Here is an 18,912-nt window from a genome sequence, read left to right on the forward strand (position 1 = left end):
TGTTCGACGCGGCATTCCCATTCCGGTGTGGAGTTCGGAGGGGAATCTCCACCCGTAGCGACGGGTGTCTCGGTGGCCGCCCGCCGAAGGGGGGCGGGCGGCACCGGAATCCTCTTCTAGGCCTTGGGCACGACGTACTTCGGGAAGACCACCTCGGGTTCCGGCAGTGCGGTGCCGGGGTTGAGCGGGGTGGTGATATCCGCGAAGGTCCGATCGGTGGCGCCCAGCAGGTCCAGGATCTTGCCCGCCGAGGCGGGAATCACCGGCTGCACCAGAATCGAGACCATGCGCAGCACCTCCATCGTCACGTACAGGATGGTGCCCTCACGAGCGACATCCTCCGGGGTGCCCGACTTGGCCAGCGTCCACGGGGCCTGCGCCGAGAAGTAGCGGTTGGTCTCACCGAGGGTGAGCCACAGCTGCTCGAGGCCGAGATGGATCTGCTGCACGTCGAATTCGGCACGCACGGCCGCCGCCAGACCGTTGGCACGATCCAGCAGGGCGCGGTCGTCCTCGGTGAACTCGCCGGGAGTCGGTACGACACCGCCGAAGTCGCGGGCCACCATCTTCAGGCAGCGCTGCGCGAGGTTGCCGTACTCGTTGGCCAGATCGGAGTTGATCCGGCCGATGATCGACTCCTCGCTGTAGGAACCGTCCTGACCGTAGGAGATCTCGCGCAGCAGGAAGAAGCGCACCGCGTCCACGCCGAAGGTCTCGACGAGCTCCAGCGGGTCGACCACATTGCCGACCGACTTGGACATCTTCTCGCCCTTGTAGTTGACGAAGCCGTGCACGAAAACTCGCTTGGGGAGCTCGATTCCGGCGCTCATCAGGAACGCGGGCCAGTACACGGTGTGGAACCGCGAGATGTCCTTGCCGATGATGTGCAGGTCCGCGGGCCAATACCGCTGGAACGAGGCCGATTCCGTGTTCGGGAAGCCCGCGCCGGTGAGGTAGTTGGTGAGCGCGTCCACCCACACGTACATGACGTGATCGGGATGGCCGGGCACCGGCACACCCCAGTCGAAGGTGGTGCGGGAGATCGACAGATCCTTCAGCCCGGCCTTCACATAGGAGACGATCTCGTTGCGCCGGGTCGCGGGCGCGATGAATTCCGGGTGGGTTTCGTACAGTTCGAGCAGCTTGTCCTGGTACTTGGACAGGCGGAAGAAGTAGTTCGACTCCTCGGTCCACTCCACCGGGGTCTTGGTGTCGGTGGAGATGCGGGTGCCGTCCTCGAGGAGGGTGGTCTCCTCGTCGGTGTAGAAGGCCTCGTCGCGCACCGAGTACCAGCCGTTGTAGGTGTCGAGGTAGATGTCGCCCGCGGCGACCATCCGCTCCCAGATGGCGACCGATGCGGCCAGGTGGTCCTCGTCGGTGGTGCGGATGAACCGGTCGAAGGAGATATCGAGCGTCTTGTCCATGGCCTCGAACACATCGGAGTTGCGGGAGGCGTACTCCTGCTCCGTGAGTCCGGCGGCCTTGGCGGCCTGCTGCACCTTCTGGCCGTGCTCGTCGGTACCCGTCATATAGAACACATCGAAGCCGTCGAGCCGTTTGAAGCGAGCCAGGGCATCGGAGGAGATGTACTCGTAGGCGTGCCCGATGTGGGGAGTGCCGTTCGGGTACGCGATGGCCGTGGTGAGGTAAAAGGCGGGGCGTTCGGATGCGCTCATGGTGCTGACTACTCTATCTTCGTGTCCTTCGTCGCTCGCGTGAATATCCCTGTGGCTGGTGTCGCCCGCTCTGTTCGGAGCTGTGGGCATGCGTAACAGCCGACCTGCGCCCGAACCGCCGGAGCCGTTGTCGCCGCTCATCGACGCGCACACGCATATCGACGCCTGCGGGGCGACCACGCCGGAATCGGTTGCGGCGCTGGTCGACCGGGCTCGCGCGGTGGGGGTGCGGGAGCTGGTCACCGTGGCCGACGATCTCGAGGCCGCGCGCTTCGCGGTGCGGGCCGCGAACTGGGACGACCGGGTGTACGCGGCGGTCGCGCTGCATCCCACGCGCGCCAACCATCTCGACGACGCCGCCAAGGCCGAGCTGGAACAGCTGGCCGCGGATCCGCGCGTGGTCGCGGTGGGGGAGACCGGGCTCGACTACTACTGGCCCGGCAAGCTCGACGGCTGCGCGGACATCGAGGATCAGGTCGAGGGTTTTCGCTGGCACATCGATCTCGCCAAGCGGCTGGACAAGGCCCTCATGATCCACAATCGTGAGGCCGATCACGACCTGCTCACCGTGCTGCTGGACGAGGGCGCGCCGGAAACCGTGATCTTCCACTGCTTCTCCTCCGACGCGAACATGGCGACGGCCTGCGTGGAGGAGGGCTACGTGCTGAGTTTCTCCGGCACGGTCAGTTTCAAGAATGCGCACGAATTGCGCGAGGCCGCGAAACTCGTTCCGGACGAACTGATTCTGGTCGAAACCGATGCCCCGTTCCTGACCCCGCACCCGTTCCGCGGCGCACCCAACGAGTCGTACATGCTGCCCTACACGCTGCGGGCGCTGGCCGAAATTCGTGGGCAGGATCCGGTGCAGTTGGCCAAGATCACCACGGCAAACGCCCGGCGGGTATACGGAATCTGAGCCGCCGCACCTTTTTTCGTGTTCGCACGATTCCTGTGTGTTCGCGACACGAGTTGTGGCGATGTGGCACGGCTCACTATGATCTGCCGCGATCGTGATTTACCAGCGGTTCGATATCGGGTCGTAATTTTCGTCCCCGCAGTTCCGCCGGTAATGGTTGTGAATCCCTGACCCCCTCGTTATCGTACTGTGACCATGCCGGGATTTCCGATGCACGCTATGGCGAAGCTGAACTCGTCGCGTTCCCCGATGTTGTACGGGGCGATCGCGGCGATGCTCGTCACGCTCATTGTCGGTGCGGGCGTGGCCATCATGGCGAAGAAGCAGGTCACCGTCGTCGTCGACGGCAAGGAGTTCGTCGAGAGCACCATGCGCGGCGACGTCCGCGGTGCGCTCAAGGACGCCGGGTACGGCCTGACCTCGCGCGACGATGTATCTCCTTCGGCCGGAGCGCATATCGGCGACGGGGCCACCATCACGCTGAACCGGGCCCGCGAGGTCGCGCTCATCGTCGACGGCACCCCGTCCAAGGCGTGGACCACCGCACTCACCGTGGCCGAGGCCATCACCAAACTGAACCTGCCCGGCGACGTCTTCACCTCGCCCGCGCGCCCCAGCCCGCTGCCGCTCGAGGGGGCGCAGTTGCTGGTCACCAATCCGCGCACGGTCGAGTTGTCCGACAACGGAGTTCCCGCGTCGCTGGTGCGCCTGGCCGCCCCGACCATCGGTGAACTGCTCGAGGCGCAGGGTCGCCCGCTGGTCAATCAGGACTTCGTGGTGCCGCCCGCGAGCACCCCGCTCACCGAGGGCATGAAGATCACCGTCACTCGCAAGGTGGTGCAGAACCGCACCGAGCGGGTGCCGCTGGATCCGCCGGAGAACATCATCGAGGATCAGACGCTCAATATGAGCCGCACGATCGTCGAGAATCCGGGCGTACCCGGCACCCAGGACGTCACCTTCGCGGTCTCGATCATCAACGGCCAAGAGGCGGGCAAGGATCCGATCAAGGCGAACGTGATCGTGCCCGCCCAGCCCAAGACCATCCGCAAGGGCGCCAAGCCCGGCACCGAGGTGCCCGACGTGCAGAACGGCAACACCTGGGACGCCCTGGCCAAGTGCGAGTCCGGCGGCAACTGGGCCATCAATACCGGCAACGGGTTCTTCGGTGGCATCCAGTTCGACCAGAACACCTGGGAACGCCAGGGCGGCACCCGCTACGCGCCGCGGGCGGATATGGCGACCCGCGAGGAGCAGATCGCCATCGCGGAGGTCACGCGCGCCCGTCAGGGTTGGGGCGCGTGGCCGGCCTGCACCTCGCGGCTGGGTATCAGCTAGCTAGAAGCCGTGCCCGGTGAGCAACTGGAACGGCATGCTGAGGAACATCAGCGCGACGAACAGTGAGGACCGGACCGGATCCCCGTTCAGATAGCCGTCTCGCAGCCAGGTCGTTGCTTCCGCCGAACCCATGTCATCTCCCATTCGATTGCGAACACTGCCGTACAGCATGTCGATCTCGCGAATCCGGTTGTTACCGAATGGAAGTTGCTGCCCGTGTCAGGACTGCTGGGCCAGGCGGACGTAGGCGGCGGTGTCGAGGGTTTCGCCACGGGCCGCAGGGTCGATTCCGGCGGCCACGAGGCGCTTCTCGGCCTCGGGGGCGGAACCGGCCCAGCTCGCCAGGGCCGCGCGCAGCGTCTTGCGGCGTTGCGCGAAGGCGGCATCGGCGACGGCGAAGACCTTCTGACGGAAGGCTTCGTCCTGCGGCCACGGTGCTTCGGTGAAGCGATCGATGCGAACCAGCCCGGATTCGACCTGCGGCACCGGCCAGAAGATCTGGCGGCCAACGGTTCCCGCGCGCCGCACGGTGCCGTAGAAGCCCGCCTTCACACTCGGCACGCCGTAGATGCGCCCGCCGGGGGTGGCCGCCAGCCGGTCGGCGACCTCCAACTGCACCATGACGAGAGTGGTTCGGATGCTGGGGAATTCGGCCAGCAGGCTCAGCAGCACCGGCACGGCCACGTTGTACGGGAGATTGGCCACCAGCGCGGTCGGCTCGGCGGGCAGGTCGGCGTGGGTGACCTTCATGGCGTCCATGGGCACCACCGTGAGCCGCTCCGCCAACTCCGGTGCGCGGACCCCGACGGTCTCGGGCAGATGGCCCGCCAGCGTCGGGTCGATCTCGACGGCAATCACCCGATCGACCACATCGAGCAGGGCCAGGGTCAGGGAGCCCAGCCCCGGCCCGACCTCGAGCACGGTGTCGTCGCGGCTGACGCCCGCGGTGGCCACGATGCGGCGCATGGTGTTCGCGTCGTGGACGAAGTTCTGCCCGAGCTGCTTGGTCGGGCGGACGCCGAAACGCTCCGCCAGCTCACGCACTTCGACGGGGCCCAGCAGGGCTGCTTTTCCACGACCGGCGACAACGGGTTCGGACATTCTGGAAAACCTATCAAGACACCGTGGGAGCGGCGAAGATGCGGTCGGTGAAGGCGTCCATCGCCGCCCACATCGCCGGATTGACTTCGGTGTGGCCGCCGGTCCCGAGCACCGAACTGAAATCCACGCCGTTCGCGGCGAACTGGGCCATCAGGGCGGCGTGCAGCGGGGACGGGACGGTGGTGTCGGTCGCGTTGATCAGCAACAGGATCGGGGCGTCGTAGCCGCGGGTGGCCACGGTCATGTAGTCGCGCAGCACCGCCTGGAACGGGCCCTCCGACAGCGAGCGGGACAGGATGGCGCCGGTGTCCACGCCCGCCATGCGGTCGGTGAGCTCGCCGAGGCAGTCGTACTGGATGCTGTCGAGCAGCTGCCGGCCGTAATCGCTGAGGTAGCTGTCGACCTGCGCGTCGGGCCGGGTCGCGCGCATGCCGACCAGAATCGAGACGAAGAAGGCATTGGTGTCCTGGCCCGACGGTCCGGGCAGTGCGGGCACCCACGGCCCGGCGATGGGCAGCACCTTCTCCACGTCCGAGGCCGGGTCCAGGGCGATGGTGCCGCGGAAGTCCAGCTCCGGCGCGGTGCGCACCTGATAGCTCGAACTGCCCAGCGCCGCATGCCCGCCCTGTGAGGCGCCGCTCACCGCCCAAGTGCGCGAGAGTTCGGGCCGGGCCGCGCGCGCCGCCTTCACCATGTCGATGGTCGCGCCCGCCTCGGTGCTGATCTCCAGGTACGGGTGCGGGCCGGTATCGAACAGGCCCAGGCCGATGTAGTCGGGCGCGACCACCGCGTAACCCTTGTTCAGGAAGAACCGCATGATGAGTTCTTCCTCGCGGCGGCGGTAGGGCAGCACCTCCCGCTCCGGATCGGCCTGGCAGCCGCAACCCGGGCCCAGGCCGGTGGTGCCGTGATCCCAGGCCATGATGGGCCACCCCCCGGCGGGCGGCTGACCGGCGGGCACGAACAGCGCGCCGCTGGCCTTGACCGGTTCGCCGTTGGAGCGGCTGGTCCAGTACTCCACCGCCGAACCGCCCCACAGGTTGTGCCAGCCGTCGGGTTGTGCGGTGGCATTGATCAGAGTGCCCGCGCCCGAACCGGATTCGGCCGACACCCCAGTTTCGGGGGGTGCGGTGTGCGCTGCCGGAATGCTGACCAGTGCGCCAATGGCGAGCGTCGCAGCCAGGGTTCGCATGAACGCGCTTGTAATCGGCATTCTTCCTCCAGCGGCGGGGCGGTGGGACGGATCGCCGCAGTCTATCGAGTCATTCGCTAGAGATTTGCCCAGCGGTAGGGCGTGGGCGTGGCGGTCACCGGTGCCCGACCAAATCCGCCAGCTGACACCGTTTTTCACCGCGCATCCGGGTAGCGTCCCCACTCGGGAACTCTGACCTCGAAGGAGAGTGCATGCCCGCTCAGCGGATTCGACGGCTCGTCCTGGGAGCGACACTGCTCACCGCCGCCGTCGCGCTACCGGCGGGACCGGCGAACGCTGACGCTGCCGCGCTACCGGACCGCTTCACCCAGCAGACACTGGACTGGAAACCGTGCGATGACGCGGTTCTGGATCCCGCCGGTGCGCTGTGCGCGGGCGTGCTGGTGCCGCTGGACTATTCGAATCCGGGCGGCCGCACGCTGACCATCGCCATCTCCCGATTCGCGGCCACCGATCCGTCGCGTCGCCGCGGCATCCTGATGACCAATCCGGGCGGTCCGGGTGGCGCGGGGCTGCGCATGCCCGCCAACTATCTGACGAATCTGTCCGATGACGTGCGCGCTCAGTACGACATCATCGGCATGGACCCGCGCGGCATCGGGCGGTCCGAGAAGGTCGATTGCACGATTCCCATTCCCACCATGCTGTTCTCGGCAGGCTTCGACCTGTTCGGCTTCGCTCGCGACACCACGATCGCCGCGGGTCTGGCGAGCGCCTGCGTGGGCACCGATCCGGTCAAGGCGCGCCAGATCACGACCCGCAATACCGCGCGCGATATGGATCTCATCCGGGGGGTGCTCGGTGAGGCGAAGCTCAATTTCTTCGGGGCGTCCTACGGAACCTACCTGGGCACGGTCTATTCGCAGATGTTCGGCGACCACACCGACCGGATGGTCTTCGACAGTCCGATCGACCCGGCGCGCTACTACATCGGGCTCTACCAGGACATGGGTCCGATCAACGAGTACGCCCTGGACGACTGGGCCACATGGGCTGCCCGCCATGACGATCTCTACCACTTCGGCGCTACCCCCGAGGCGGTCCGCGCCTGGGTCGAGGACCTGATCCGGCGCTCCGCGGGCCACGAGATCTACGGCAGCGGATTCCTGGTGGACGAGCACACCATCCCCATGCTGATCCTCGCGCTGCTGCCGAACCCGCAGTTCAATCCCAACCTCGCCGAGGTGCTCACCATGGTGGCCAGCGGCGTGGCGGGCGGGCCGATTGATATGGATGCGCTCAAGTCCAAGATCTTCTCGGTGGTGCCGCTGGACGCCTCGGCCATGGCCGCGGTCATGTGCGGTGACAAGGCCGCGCCCCGCGATCCCGCCTGGTACTACAAGAATGTCGACGCGGCACGGGCGACCCAGCCGGTGTTCGGCGCGTTCGCCAACAACATCACCGCCTGCGCGTACTGGCCCGACCCGGTCGAGCCGCCGACCGAGATCACCGACAACAACACGCCCGTGCTGATCGTCGCCAATGTCCACGACACCCGCACCGCCTACGCGGAAGGGCTTGCGCTGCACGCGGATCTGCCGCAGTCCCGCCTGGTCACGCTGGCGGACACCAGGATTCACGCGTCGTTCCGGCCGGACCTGAGCCCGTGCCTGAACGACATCGTGAACACCTACCTGGCGACCGGGGTACGCCCGGCCCAGGACGTCACCTGCGAGCCCGACTTCTCCTGGTTCCCGCAGTAATTACTTCGCGGGCGTGGCCAGGATTCGATCGCTGAACGCGCCGATGGCATCCCACATCTGGGGGTTCAACTGGGTGTGGGAGCCGGTGCCGACCACGGTCTGGAAGTCGACGCGATTGGCGGCGAACTGCGCGGCCAGCGCGGCATGCAGCGGGGACGGCACGGTGGTGTCGGTCGCGTTGAGCAGCAGCAGGATCGGGGCGTCGTAGCCGTTGACGGGGACCTGCATGTAGTCGGTCATCGCCGCCTGGAATTCCGGGGTGTTCAGCGGCCGCGAGAGCATGTCACCGATGCCTATGCCGTCGACCACCTTCATGATGTCGAGGAAGCACAGGCTCTGCGAGTCGTCCACCACCTGCTTGCCGCGCGGGGTCAGGTAGCTGTCGACATCGACCTCGGGGTGGGTGGCGCGCAGCCCGGCCAGCATGCTGACCACGAAACCGTTCACCGCGGTCCCGGCCTGGCCCGGGATCTCCGGCACCCAGGGGCCGACGAAGGGCGTGATCTTCTCCAGATCCGACTCCGGATCGACGGCGATGGTGCCGCGGAAGTCCATGTCCGGCAGGGCACTGGCCTGCAAGTGCGCGGTGCCCAGGGCAGCCTGGCCGCCCTGCGAGAACCCGGTGACCGCCCAGGTCCGCCCCAGCGCCGGATTCACCGCGCGGGCCGCCTTCACCAGGTCGACGGTGGATCCGGCCTCGGTGCTGATCTCCAGGTACGGGTGCGGGCCGGTGTCGAAGCGGCCCAGGCCCAGGTAGTCGGGGGCGACCACGGCGAAGCCCTTGTTCACGAAGTACTGGATGACCTGATCTTCCTTGGGGCGGCTCAGCTTCGAGGTGTCGGTCTGTCCGCCGCAGCCCGGTCCCATGCCGGAGGTGCCGTGGTCGTAGGCCATGATCGGCCAGCCGCCCGCGGGCGCGGGGCCGGACGGAACGAACAGTGCGCCACTGGCTTTCACCGGTTCGCCATTCGAGCGGGTGGTCCAGTAGTCGATGATGGTGCCGTTGGGCAGGCCCCGGAAGCCGTCGGGTGCGGCGGCGGTGGCGATGATCGCGCCCGCGGGATCGGCGTGCGCGGGAGCGCCCGGCAGAACCAGCAAAGTACCCGCAGACGCTACGGCCGCAGTGAAAATCCGCGTCCGCCAAGCCACCAACCGCATGAATCCTCCATCAGGGTTTCCCGACCCAATTGCCAGTCGTATACGGGGGATGAGTTTATCGATTTGAACAACGGTCCAGTATGAGAACACTCTGGCAATTAGCTACCTATGGGTAGAACCGGCCACCCATTGACTGGACTTGAAACTTGTTCTAATTTCTCGCCATGACGCGCAGATACGACGGTCGTCGGGTAATTGTCACCGGAGCGGGATCGGGCATCGGGCAGGGCGTGGCCCTGCGATTGCTCGAAGAAGGCGCGCGACTCGTCGCCGCCGATGTGAACCCGGCCGGTCTGGCCGCCACCATCGACGCCGTTCCGGCCGACCAGCGCGACCGCGTGCGCACCCTGGTGCTGGACATCGCCGATCCGGAGGCGGTCCGCACCGTCACCGCCGAGGCGCACGAATTCCTCGGCGGCCTCGACGTTCTCGTCAATGCCGCGGGCATCCTGCGCGCCGCGCACACCCACGACATGCCGTTGGAAGACTGGAATCAGGTCATCGGGATCAACCTGACCGGCACCTTCCTGATGATCCAGGCCAATCTGCCCGCCCTCATCGAATCCGGGCACGGCGTCATCGTGAACTTCTCCTCCACCTCGGCCTTCGGCTCCAACCCGTACATGGCCGCCTACTCCGCCTCCAAGGCCGGGGTCAACGCGCTCACCCACTCGATCGCCCTCGAATACGTGAAAAAGGGCCTGCGCGCGGTGAATATCGTCCCCGGCGGCATCAGCACCGGCATCACCTCCGGCCTCGCGCTGCCCCCCGACGCCGACTGGTCGCTCATGGCCCGGCTGCCCGGCTGGATCGAGGGTGGCGCGCTCGGCAAGCCCGAGGACATCGCGGGAGTCGTCGCCATGGCCGCCTCCGACGACGGCCGCTACATGACCGGCACCGAACTCCGCGTCGACGGCGGCGCGCTCATGTAGCGGTCCTCACGCGGGACAGATCATGATCGCCGCGCGGCGATACCAGTGATCCACGGTGTTTCCCTCATTGCCCATGTAGCCCTCGGATTCCATCGCGAACGGCTGCATGGGCGATTCCATTGGGTCGGTACACAATTCGTCGTTCGCGATATGCGTGCTGACGGACACCCCGGGATTCCCGGACCGATCGAGCTGCCAGGTCAGTGTGATCGCGGACCAGCTCGCCTCGCCCAATTCCTCCGGCTCGATCCGGTCGGGATGATCGGCAGGCTCACCGTGCCCGCCCGGCGCATCGTCGAAGGGCTCGTCCTCCCCATCGATCGACTCCCACTCCTCGTCGGTGAGCTGCCATGCGCCCTCGACGAACTCCCACCGCCGATGCCGCCCACACATCCACTCCTCGTCCTCGAACCGCTCGTAGGCGTGCGACCGGCGAATCTCGGCCAGCACCAACGCCGTAGCGCACCCGGCGTCCACGGCCGCCGCGACCAGCGTCGCGACCCGCGACGCATCCCCGCCCTTGAGCCGATCCCACGCCAGCCCCCGCTGCGAGTACTGATGATCCAGGAAGTAGACAAGCCGTTGCGGCAGTGCACTTTCCGGCCCACCATTGCGCCGCCAACTCGGCACCGGCACCGGGGTAGCAAAGTGCTCCCGTAACTGCCCGGCCAGCGCACCCACCGCCGCATCCGATCCATCGACGCGCGGCGCGGTGCTCCCCTTCGCAATCAGGTTGTAGGTCAAAGCGATTCGATAGCCATCGACAACCGGCCGCACCTCATGCGCGCAATCCGCATAGAACGCAACAAACCCGAGCCCATCCGTCGCCCCCTCATCGCTCACCTGCTCCCCGCGATGCTCGACAACCAATTCCCCACCACTGAACTCCGACGGCAACGTCACCACCAACGTGCCGATCATCCCGTCGGCCTTCTCCGAATCCTGATGCCGCACAAAGAATTGCCCAGCCTCATACACGAGCATCGAATGCAACTCCGCCGACAACTCACAATGCGCCGGCAACCCCAGATCCGCCCGCACCGCCTCCACCATCGGCCCCAACGTCCGCCCCCACCGCACCTGATCGATAGCGACCAGCCCCCGCGAAACCTCCCACGTATCCCGCACATTCGGATCCACCAACGTCTGCTCCCGCAACCCGTACCGAGCCGGATCCGCAACCGCACACAGCGCCCGCGCTTGCTCCGCCGACACCGGCCAAGCCAGCGCCCCCACCCCATCCACCGCAATCGACAGATCCTCCGCCGCAACACTTCCCCGCGTAGCGAAAGCCCCTGCCCCGGCGAGCAATTCCCCGATCGCCCGCACAGTCTGGTCGCTCATTCAGTTCTCCCCACTCCACGTCGTCGCCCTTCGCCGCGCAACCTACCAACCCCAACCGACACACGAATGTCGGCTGGAAGCAGGGTTCGGGGGGCGCTGGCGTCAGGCGGAGATGGACAAGCCCTCGAGGATGGTGGTGGGGGCGGCGCCGTCGGCGTCGGTGCGGGTGGTGATCGTCAGCTGGACCAGGTACTGGGCCTGCTCGGTGGTGACGATGATGTAGCGGTTGTACGCCCAGAGGGTGAGGTGTTCGACGGTGTAGGTGCCGGTGATGCCCGCCGACGGGTAGCCGTCGAAGTCTTCGGTGTCGTTGTCGAGGTCTTGCCAGCCGGGGAGTTGGCGGGCGTCGGTGAAAGCGTTGGTGAGGAGTTCGCGGGCGTCGACGGCCGGGGTGAAGGTGGCGACGAGGAGCACCGCGTTGTCGGCCCAGCCGTTGACGGGGGGCTGGGTCCAGACGCCGTAGGAGCCGGGGAACATGCCGGCGGGGACCTGCTGCCAGCCTTCGGGGACGCCCACGGTGACCTTCGGTGCGCCGGGGGCCTCGGGATCGACCGGGGCGGCTTGGACTCCGGCGGCGGCCAGGTATTCGGCGATGGTGGTCAACGGGACTCCTCGCGGGGGACGGCGGTTGTCACCCGACATTCAACACGATGCCGCCCCCGCTGGGCCGCGGGTGTCGGTGACTCAGTGCTCACCTTTGATGACGAAGTAGGAGCCGCGAATGGTCCCGGCCAGCTTCGACTTCTGCCGCGCGAACTTGAAATCCGACAGCTCCTCGGGGACTTCCATGCCGTCGGAGAGCTTGAAGCCGACGGCCCGCTTTCCGGCGTCAGCGAGGGTGTACATCACGTTGATCGACAGGCCGCTCCGGTAGAAGACGTACGCCATCCGAATGCCCTCGACCTCGAATTCCGTGGCCTCGAGCGCAGGGGATGCGATCACGATGGAGCGTTCGTCCGCGAGGATCTTCGTCACCCAGTCGACGGCGGCCTTGGCCTTGCTCGCGGGCTCCACGGTGAAGGTGTGGTCGTACTTGTTCTTGAAGTACCGGGCCTCGTTGGCCCGCAATCCCGCGAGAGCGTCCGCGACCGGCGATGATTCCAGTCCGACGGTCGAGACATCCTTGAAGTCGACGACATAACCCATGACGAACTCCTGACCGCGTCTCTAGTTGTGATCTACGAGCGTTCCTGAATCCGACGCAATCGTAGCCCGACCCATGGAACGGATCGGGCTACGACATCGACTCCTGTCATCCCTGGAACCGGCGCAACCGCAGGCTGTTGCTGACCACGAACACACTCGACAGCGCCATGGCGGCGCCCGCGAGCATCGGATTCAACAGCCCCGCCGCGGCCAGCGGAATGGCCGCCACGTTGTAACCGAAGGCCCAGAACAGATTTCCCTTGATGGTCCGCAGTGTCGCCCGCGACAGCTTGATCGAGGTCGGCACCGCGCGCAGGTCATCACGCACCAGGGTGAGGTCGGCGGCCTGGATGGCCACGTCGGTCCCGGTCCCCATGGCCAGCCCGAGATCGGCCTGGGCCAGTGCGGCCGCGTCGTTGACGCCGTCGCCGACCATGGCGACCACCTTGCCCTCACTCTGCAGTCGCTTGACCACGTCGAGCTTTTCGCTGGGCAGCACCTCGGCGATCACCTCGGTGATCCCGACCTGATCCGCGACGGTGCGGGCGGTGGCCGCATTGTCGCCGGTCAGCAGCACCGGGGTGAGCCCCAGCGCATTCATCTCCGAGATCGCCTGGGCGCTGGTCGGTTTCACGGCATCGGCGATGACAAGCACACCGCGCGCCTGCCCGTCCCAGGCCACCACGACGGCCGTATTGCCCGCCTGCTCGGCCCGAGTCTTGGCGTCCGCCAAGGCTTCCGGCAGCGTGATGGACCAATCCTGCAGCAGCTCGGTGCGTCCGATGACCACCGCGCGCTCGCCGACCAGACCCTGTACGCCCTTACCGCCGTGGCTGACGAACTGCTCCACCTGCTCGGTGTCGAGACCGCGCTCGGCCACCCCGGCGACCACGGCCTTCGCGACCGGGTGCTCGGAGCCGTGCTCGACGGCGGCAGCGACCGACAGCAACTCGTCGACCTCGACACCGCTCGCCGGAATCGCTTCCGCCAGCGTCATTTTGCCGGTGGTGACCGTGCCGGTCTTGTCCAGCACGACCGTGTCGATCCGACGCGTCGACTCCAGCACCTGCGGGCCCTTGATCAGGATGCCCAGCTGCGCACCGCGACCGGTGCCCACCAGAAGTGCTGTGGGAGTGGCCAATCCGAGCGCACAGGGGCAGGCGATGATCAGGACGGCGACAGCCGCGCCGAACGCCGTCGAGACAGCCGCGCCGGTGCCGAGCCAGAAGCCCAGCGCCGCCACCGCGATCGCGATGACGATCGGCACGAACACGCCCGCCACTCGATCGGCCAGCCGCTGCACTGGCGCCTTGCCGTTCTGCGCGTCCTCCACCAGCGCGGCCATCTGCGCGAGCTGGGTGTCCGCGCCGACCCGGGTGGCGCGCACGGTCAGCAGGCCGCCCGCGTTCACGGTCGCGCCGACCACCTGATCGCCGGGCCCCGCCTCGACGGGCACCGATTCACCGGTCAGCATGCTCATGTCCAACGCCGAATTGCCGTTCACGACAACACCGTCGGTGGCGACCTTCTCGCCGGGCCGGACCAGGAACTCCTCGCCGACTCGCAATTCACCGATGGGAATGCGGGTTTCGACGCCGTCACGCAGCACCGCCACATCCTTGGCACCCAGTTCCAGCAGTGCCCGCAGCGCGGATCCAGCCTTCTCCTTGGACCGGACCTCGAAGTAGCGGCCCGCGAGAATAGCCGTGACCAGTGTGGCCGCAACCTCGAAGTACAGCGCCGACGACGAATCACCGCGCTCGATGGCAAAACTGAACGGATGCTTCATGCCGGGCATTCCGGCATTGCCCCAGAACAGCGCGTACACCGACCAGCCGAACGCGGCCAGCGTGCCCAGCGAGATCAACGTATCCATGGTCGCCGCACCGTGTTTGGCGTTCACCCACGCGGCTCGGTGGAACTGCGAACCACTCCAGAACACGATGGGCGCGGTCAGGGTCAGCGACAGCCACTGCCAGTTGGTGAACTGCAGGGCGGGAGCCATACCCATGGCGACCACGGGCACGGCCAGCGCGAGCGTCACCAACAGCTTGTGGCGCAGTCGATCTGCGGCCGAGGGACCGGAATCAGTATCGGCGGCATCGGTTTTCACCGGTTCGGTGTGGTGCACGCTGGCGCTGTAGCCGGTGTCGACCACCTTGGCGATCAGATCATCCGTGGTCACCGACTCCGGGAAACTGACCTTCGCCTTCTCGGTGGCGTAGTTGACCGAGGCGCTCACACCGTCCATCCGGTTGAGCTTCTTCTCGATGCGGGAAGCGCACGACGCGCAGGTCATCCCACCGATATCGAGTTCGATCGAACGCTCGGGAGCCGGGGCGCTCATTGATGACCTCCTTCGTGGTGGGCGGGCGCGGCGGCATCGGCCGCGCCGGTGGCTGTCTGGGTGAACTCCGCGGTGCGGACCACGCCGCCGTGCTCGAAGTCCAGATATAGGCGGTAGTTACCGTCGCTCGGCGCTTGCGCGTGGAAGACGACGTCGGGGCCGGGTGCGGTTTTGCCGACCTCGCCCTCGGGGTGCACGTGCAGGTAGGCCAGGTCGGTCGCCCGCAGTGCGACGAGGTGAGCGTACGCGCCCAGGTAGGGCTGCAGATCGGTCACCGGTTTGCCGTCGCGGGTGACGGTGAAGGTGAGTTCACTGCCCGCGGTGGTCAGGTCGCCGGTCAGGGTGACGCGGTAGCCGTCCACCTCGGCGGTTCGGGACGGCGCGGGCAGGGGCGTGGCGTTCACGTTTCCCGCGACCGCGATGGTGCGGCTGAGCACGATCTCGCCGGGCCCGCCCGCCGGGGAGAAGTCGGCGAACACCCGGTAGCTGCCGGGCACGGCCCACTTCCAGTCGATGGACCAGGTGCCGTCCGCGGCCCGCGTCGGGTGCACGTGCCGGAACTGGCTCGCATCCGTACGGACCACGATCAGGTGCAGGTCCTTCTCGTGCAGATCGTTGTACTTCGTGACGGCGCCCTGCGGTCCGGTGATCCGGAACTGCAGTGCCCCTTGCTGATTCGGGATGACGGGGGCGGTGATGTCGCTGAGCGTGTAGCCGTCGCGGTCGGCCCGCAGGCCGGTGGCCTCCGCCGTCTGGGTGGTCTGGTGAGCGCTGTGATCATCCCCGGCCGGGGCCGCGCCGGATCGGTCCCCGACCAGGGCACCGACACCGAGCGCGGCTCCGAACAAGACGACCAAGCCGCCGCCGAAGGCGGCGAACCTCAGTCGATCGTTCACCTGGCCACCTCGTAACCCGCTTCGTCGACGGCGGCGATCACATCGGTGTCGGCGAGCGGGGCGTCGGATTCGACGGTGACCAGGCCGCTGGCGAGATCCACGTCCACGCTGGTGACGCCGTCGATCTTGCCGACCTCCTTGCGCACCGAACCGACGCAGTGGCCGCAGGTCATGCCGGTGACGGTGTAGGTGCTGGTGGCCATGGTGGTCTCCTTCGCTCATTCATCCATACGGTGTGGGGGTATCCCCGACATCTCGAAACATACCCCCCATGGGTACCTCGCGCAAGTACTCGAACGGGAAATCTGTGCACTAGGCTGTGCGCGTGCTCTCAGTTGTGCCCAGCCCCGTTGTCGTGCGCGCGCCCGCGAAGGTGAACCTGCACCTCGGAGTCGGCGACCTGCGCGAGGACGGCTACCACGACCTCACCACCGTGTTCCAGGCGTTGTCGCTGAGCGACGACGTCCAGATCGCGCCGTCGTCGGCGCTACGCGTGAAGGTTGTCGGTGAGGGGGCCGACGAAGTTCCCACCGATCGCGGCAACCTGGTGTGGCAGGCCGCCGTGAAACTGGCCGACCTGGGCGGACGTGCCCCACTCGTGGAATTCGCCATCACCAAGGGCATTCCGGTGGCGGGCGGCATGGCCGGCGGCAGCGCGGACGCCGCGGCGGCCCTGATCGGCCTGAACGACCTGTGGGAGCTCGGCCTCGGCCGGACCGAATTGTCCGATATCGCAGCCGAACTCGGCAGCGACGTCCCCTTCTCCCTGCACGGCGGCACCGCGCTCGGCCGCGGCCGTGGCGAGGAACTGCTGCCCGTCTTGTCGCGCAACACCTTTCACTGGGTGCTGGCGCTGGCCAAGGACGGCCTGTCAACCCCGGCCGTGTTCCGGGAACTCGACCGGCTGCGCGAGGTCGGCGACCCGCCCCGGCTCGGCAACCCGGAGGAACTGCTGCAGGCATTGGCCTCGGGTGAGGCCAAACAGCTCGCCCCACTGCTCGGCAACGACCTGCAGGCCGCGGCGCTCTCGTTGAAACCCGAGCTGCGCCGCACCCTGCGCGGAGGCGTCACCGCGGGAGCTCTCGCGGGCATCGTCTCCGGCTCCGGCCCGACCTGCGCCTTCCTCTGCGAGAACGAGGAGGCCGCCGTCGCCGTGGCCGCCGAACTCGCGGGGGCGGGGGTATGCCGCAGCGTCCGCACCGCCTACGGCCCGGTCCCGGGCGCCCGGCGGATCACCGATACGCAGGATGCCAAGCGCTGATATGAGGTCGGTCCTCGCTGCTCGGTAGGCTTGCCCGGGGCAAGTATCGACGACATTGAGGATCCTGTGGCCAACCTGATCAACCTCGAAGCGGTCTCCAAGAGCTTCGGCATCGCGCCGTTGCTCGACAATGTGTCCCTCGGGGTGCAGGAGGGGGAGCGGATCGGTGTCGTCGGCCTCAACGGTGGCGGTAAGACCACGCTGCTGGAAGTCCTGACCGGACTGGAGCAGCCGGACTCGGGGCGCGTGAGCCGCCGCGGTGACCTGCGTATCGCCGTAGTCACCCAGCGCGGTGTGCTGCCCGAGGGCTCGACCGTCGGCGAGGTCGTGCTCGCGGGCCTGGCCGAGGACCAGCGCACCGACGGTGTCGCCGAACACGAATGGGCCTCCAACCCGCGCATTCGCAATGTCGTCGAGGGCATCGGCATCGCCGACCTCGGCATGGACGCCCTGGTCGCCAACCTCTCCGGTGGCGAGCGCCGCCGCACCGCGCTGGCCGCCGCCCTGGTCCGCGACCTGGACCTGCTCGTCCTCGATGAGCCCACCAACCACCTCGACGTCGAGGGCGTGCAGTGGCTGGCCGAGCATCTGGTGAACCGGCGCAGCGCGTTGGTGGTCGTCACCCACGATCGCTGGTTCCTCGACACCATCGCCACTCGCACCTGGGAGGTGCAGGGCGGCAAGGTGGAAAGCTACGAGGGCGGCTACAACGACTGGATCTTCGCCCGCGCCGAGCGCTCCCGGCAGGCCGACGCCATGGAAGCCCGCCGCCAGAACCTGGCCCGCAAGGAACTGGCGTGGCTGCGGCGGGGCGCACCCGCGCGCACCTCGAAGCCGAAGTACCGCATCGAGGCCGCCGAGGCGCTGATCGCCAATGTGCCTGCGCCGCGCGACACAGTCGAGCTGGCGTCCTTCGCGCGAAAGCGCCTGGGCCGCGTCGTGATCGAACTCGAGAACGCCACCCTCGCCACCCCCGACGGCCGGGAACTGGTGACCGACCTGACCTGGCGGCTCGCGCCCGGCGAGCGCGTCGGTCTGGTCGGCGTGAACGGCTCCGGCAAGACCACGCTGCTGCGCGCGCTCGCCGGTGACGCGGGCCTGCAGTCCGGCAAGCGGATTCAGGGCCAGACCGTCAAGATCGGCTGGCTGCGCCAGGAACTCGACGATCTGCCGCTGAACATGCGCGTGCTGGAAGCGGTCCAGGACGTGGCACAGCGAATGATGCTGGGCGACAAGGAGATCTCCGCCGGCCAGCTCGCCGAGCGCCTCGGCTTCACTCCCGCCAAGCAGCGCACCCCCGTCGGCGACCTCTCCGGTGGCGAACGCCGCCGCCTGCAGCTGACCCGAATCCTCATGGCAGAGCCCAACGTCCTACTGCTCGACGAGCCCACCAACGACCTCGACATCGACACCCTCCAGGGCCTCGAAGACATGCTCGACGGCTGGGCAGGCACCATGGTCGTCATCTCCCACGACCGCTACCTGATCGAGCGCATCTGCGACACCACCTGGGCATTGTTCGGCGACCGCAAACTCACCAACCTCCCCGGCGGCATCGAGGAATACTTGCGTAGACGCGCCGCCCTCGTCGCACCCCCGACCAAGGCGACCGCGGCAGCCGCCGCGAATACCACCGCCCCCGCGACGGATTCGGCCACCTACCGCGCCGCCCGCAAGGAACTCGCGAAGCTGGAACGCGCCTTGGAAAAGCTCACCGACCGCGAAGCGAAACTCCACACCGCCCTAGCCGAAGCCGCCACCAACCCCGACAAGCTGGTCTCCCTCGGCACCGAACTCAAGCAGGTCCAATCCGAAAAGGAAGCCACCGAGGAGCGCTGGCTCGAACTCGCCGACGGCGCCTGAACAATCAGGGATGGGGAG

The 18,912-nt window shown here is 67.4% G+C and carries 17 protein-coding genes; 6 read left to right on the forward strand and 11 right to left on the reverse strand.

All coding sequences use genetic code 11. The annotated features are described in order from the left end of the window. Nucleotides 1-116: 116 nt before the first annotated feature. On the reverse strand, nt 117-1,676 hold the full coding sequence (metG, locus tag ACYVN4_RS00180) for a methionine--tRNA ligase (protein WP_460717154.1): 1,560 nt from the start codon (nt 1,674-1,676) through the stop codon (nt 117-119). Between the two features lie 88 nt (nt 1,677-1,764). Here metG and ACYVN4_RS00185 point away from each other — a divergent pair, with 88 nt between their 5' ends. Both ACYVN4_RS00185 and ACYVN4_RS00190 read left to right on the forward strand, forming a co-directional pair. Continuing rightward, entirely contained in the window at nt 1,765-2,592 is an 828-nt protein-coding gene (locus tag ACYVN4_RS00185) for a TatD family hydrolase (RefSeq protein WP_460717155.1), read from the forward strand. A 210-nt stretch (nt 2,593-2,802) separates the two neighbouring features. Beyond that, nucleotides 2,803-3,930 carry a transglycosylase family protein gene (locus tag ACYVN4_RS00190; RefSeq protein WP_460717156.1) on the forward strand — a complete coding sequence of 376 codons (1,128 nt, stop codon included), beginning with the start codon at nt 2,803-2,805 and terminating at the stop codon, nt 3,928-3,930. On the opposite strand, the gene ACYVN4_RS00195 is transcribed toward ACYVN4_RS00190, so the two are convergent. The 3 genes from ACYVN4_RS00195 to ACYVN4_RS00205 all read right to left on the reverse strand — a co-directional run bounded on the left by ACYVN4_RS00195 (nt 3,931) and on the right by ACYVN4_RS00205 (nt 6,223). After that, entirely contained in the window at nt 3,931-4,062 is a 132-nt protein-coding gene (locus tag ACYVN4_RS00195) for a hypothetical protein (RefSeq protein WP_379359760.1), read from the reverse strand. Between the two features lie 87 nt (nt 4,063-4,149). Then, a complete protein-coding gene (gene rsmA, locus ACYVN4_RS00200) occupies nt 4,150-5,031 on the reverse strand; it encodes a 16S rRNA (adenine(1518)-N(6)/adenine(1519)-N(6))-dimethyltransferase RsmA (protein WP_460717157.1) in 882 nt (293 codons plus the stop codon). Between the two features lie 13 nt (nt 5,032-5,044). Next, nucleotides 5,045-6,223, reverse strand: coding sequence for a lipase family protein (locus tag ACYVN4_RS00205; RefSeq protein ID WP_460717158.1), 1,179 nt, complete (start codon nt 6,221-6,223; stop codon nt 5,045-5,047). A 212-nt stretch (nt 6,224-6,435) separates the two neighbouring features. Between ACYVN4_RS00205 and ACYVN4_RS00210 the strand changes: the two genes are divergently transcribed. After that, on the forward strand, nt 6,436-7,947 hold the full coding sequence (locus ACYVN4_RS00210) for an alpha/beta fold hydrolase (protein ID WP_460717159.1): 1,512 nt from the start codon (nt 6,436-6,438) through the stop codon (nt 7,945-7,947). Here the strand turns inward: ACYVN4_RS00210 and ACYVN4_RS00215 are convergent, their stop codons facing one another. Then, nucleotides 7,948-9,105 (reverse strand): alpha/beta hydrolase family protein, encoded by a 1,158-nt coding sequence (locus ACYVN4_RS00215; protein WP_460717160.1) that lies wholly within the window; start codon nt 9,103-9,105, stop codon nt 7,948-7,950. 164 nt (nt 9,106-9,269) lie between these two features. Here ACYVN4_RS00215 and ACYVN4_RS00220 point away from each other — a divergent pair, with 164 nt between their 5' ends. Beyond that, nucleotides 9,270-10,037, forward strand: coding sequence for an SDR family NAD(P)-dependent oxidoreductase (locus ACYVN4_RS00220; RefSeq protein ID WP_460717161.1), 768 nt, complete (start codon nt 9,270-9,272; stop codon nt 10,035-10,037). A 6-nt stretch (nt 10,038-10,043) separates the two neighbouring features. Here ACYVN4_RS00220 and ACYVN4_RS00225 read toward each other — a convergent pair whose 3' ends face one another. From ACYVN4_RS00225 to ACYVN4_RS00250, 6 genes are all read right to left on the reverse strand, one after another. Further along, nucleotides 10,044-11,381 carry a 2OG-Fe(II) oxygenase gene (locus ACYVN4_RS00225; RefSeq protein WP_460717162.1) on the reverse strand — a complete coding sequence of 446 codons (1,338 nt, stop codon included), beginning with the start codon at nt 11,379-11,381 and terminating at the stop codon, nt 10,044-10,046. Between the two features lie 102 nt (nt 11,382-11,483). Continuing rightward, nucleotides 11,484-11,984 carry an LpqN/LpqT family lipoprotein gene (locus tag ACYVN4_RS00230; RefSeq protein WP_460717163.1) on the reverse strand — a complete coding sequence of 167 codons (501 nt, stop codon included), beginning with the start codon at nt 11,982-11,984 and terminating at the stop codon, nt 11,484-11,486. Between the two features lie 81 nt (nt 11,985-12,065). Beyond that, a complete protein-coding gene (locus ACYVN4_RS00235; protein WP_460717164.1) occupies nt 12,066-12,527 on the reverse strand; it encodes a phage tail protein in 462 nt (153 codons plus the stop codon). Between the two features lie 106 nt (nt 12,528-12,633). Continuing rightward, a complete protein-coding gene (locus tag ACYVN4_RS00240) occupies nt 12,634-14,874 on the reverse strand; it encodes a heavy metal translocating P-type ATPase (protein WP_460717165.1) in 2,241 nt (746 codons plus the stop codon). Then, complete coding sequence (locus ACYVN4_RS00245) at nt 14,871-15,770, reverse strand: hypothetical protein (protein ID WP_460717166.1); 900 nt, start codon at nt 15,768-15,770, stop codon at nt 14,871-14,873. The genes ACYVN4_RS00240 and ACYVN4_RS00245 overlap by 4 nt, the downstream gene beginning before the upstream one ends. Then, on the reverse strand, nt 15,767-15,973 hold the full coding sequence (locus ACYVN4_RS00250) for a heavy-metal-associated domain-containing protein (protein ID WP_460717167.1): 207 nt from the start codon (nt 15,971-15,973) through the stop codon (nt 15,767-15,769). Before ACYVN4_RS00250 ends, ACYVN4_RS00245 begins: the two co-directional genes overlap by 4 nt. A gap of 122 nt (nt 15,974-16,095) precedes the next feature. Between ACYVN4_RS00250 and ACYVN4_RS00255 the strand changes: the two genes are divergently transcribed. After that, complete coding sequence (locus ACYVN4_RS00255; RefSeq protein WP_460717168.1) at nt 16,096-17,031, forward strand: 4-(cytidine 5'-diphospho)-2-C-methyl-D-erythritol kinase; 936 nt, start codon at nt 16,096-16,098, stop codon at nt 17,029-17,031. 66 nt (nt 17,032-17,097) lie between these two features. Beyond that, nucleotides 17,098-18,894: an ABC-F family ATP-binding cassette domain-containing protein gene (locus ACYVN4_RS00260; RefSeq protein WP_460717169.1), complete on the forward strand. Its 1,797-nt coding sequence runs from the start codon at nt 17,098-17,100 to the stop codon at nt 18,892-18,894. Nucleotides 18,895-18,912: the final 18 nt, after the last annotated feature.

This window comes from Nocardia heshunensis, assembly GCF_054782115.1.

Coding starts and splice junctions, on each gene's coding strand:
- ACYVN4_RS00225 (WP_460717162.1), bottom strand. CDS start 11,381: ATGAGCGACCAGACTGTGCGGGCGATCGGGGAATTGCTCGCCGGGGCA.
- ACYVN4_RS00250 (WP_460717167.1), bottom strand. CDS start 15,973: ATGGCCACCAGCACCTACACCGTCACCGGCATGACCTGCGGCCACTGC.
- ACYVN4_RS00195 (WP_379359760.1), bottom strand. CDS start 4,062: ATGGGTTCGGCGGAAGCAACGACCTGGCTGCGAGACGGCTATCTGAAC.
- ACYVN4_RS00220 (WP_460717161.1), top strand. CDS start 9,270: ATGACGCGCAGATACGACGGTCGTCGGGTAATTGTCACCGGAGCGGGA.
- ACYVN4_RS00215 (WP_460717160.1), bottom strand. CDS start 9,105: ATGCGGTTGGTGGCTTGGCGGACGCGGATTTTCACTGCGGCCGTAGCG.
- ACYVN4_RS00235 (WP_460717164.1), bottom strand. CDS start 12,527: ATGGGTTATGTCGTCGACTTCAAGGATGTCTCGACCGTCGGACTGGAA.
- ACYVN4_RS00240 (WP_460717165.1), bottom strand. CDS start 14,874: ATGAGCGCCCCGGCTCCCGAGCGTTCGATCGAACTCGATATCGGTGGG.
- ACYVN4_RS00185 (WP_460717155.1), top strand. CDS start 1,765: ATGCGTAACAGCCGACCTGCGCCCGAACCGCCGGAGCCGTTGTCGCCG.
- ACYVN4_RS00210 (WP_460717159.1), top strand. CDS start 6,436: ATGCCCGCTCAGCGGATTCGACGGCTCGTCCTGGGAGCGACACTGCTC.
- rsmA (WP_460717157.1), bottom strand. CDS start 5,031: ATGTCCGAACCCGTTGTCGCCGGTCGTGGAAAAGCAGCCCTGCTGGGC.
- ACYVN4_RS00190 (WP_460717156.1), top strand. CDS start 2,803: ATGCACGCTATGGCGAAGCTGAACTCGTCGCGTTCCCCGATGTTGTAC.
- ACYVN4_RS00205 (WP_460717158.1), bottom strand. CDS start 6,223: ATGCGAACCCTGGCTGCGACGCTCGCCATTGGCGCACTGGTCAGCATT.
- metG (WP_460717154.1), bottom strand. CDS start 1,676: ATGAGCGCATCCGAACGCCCCGCCTTTTACCTCACCACGGCCATCGCG.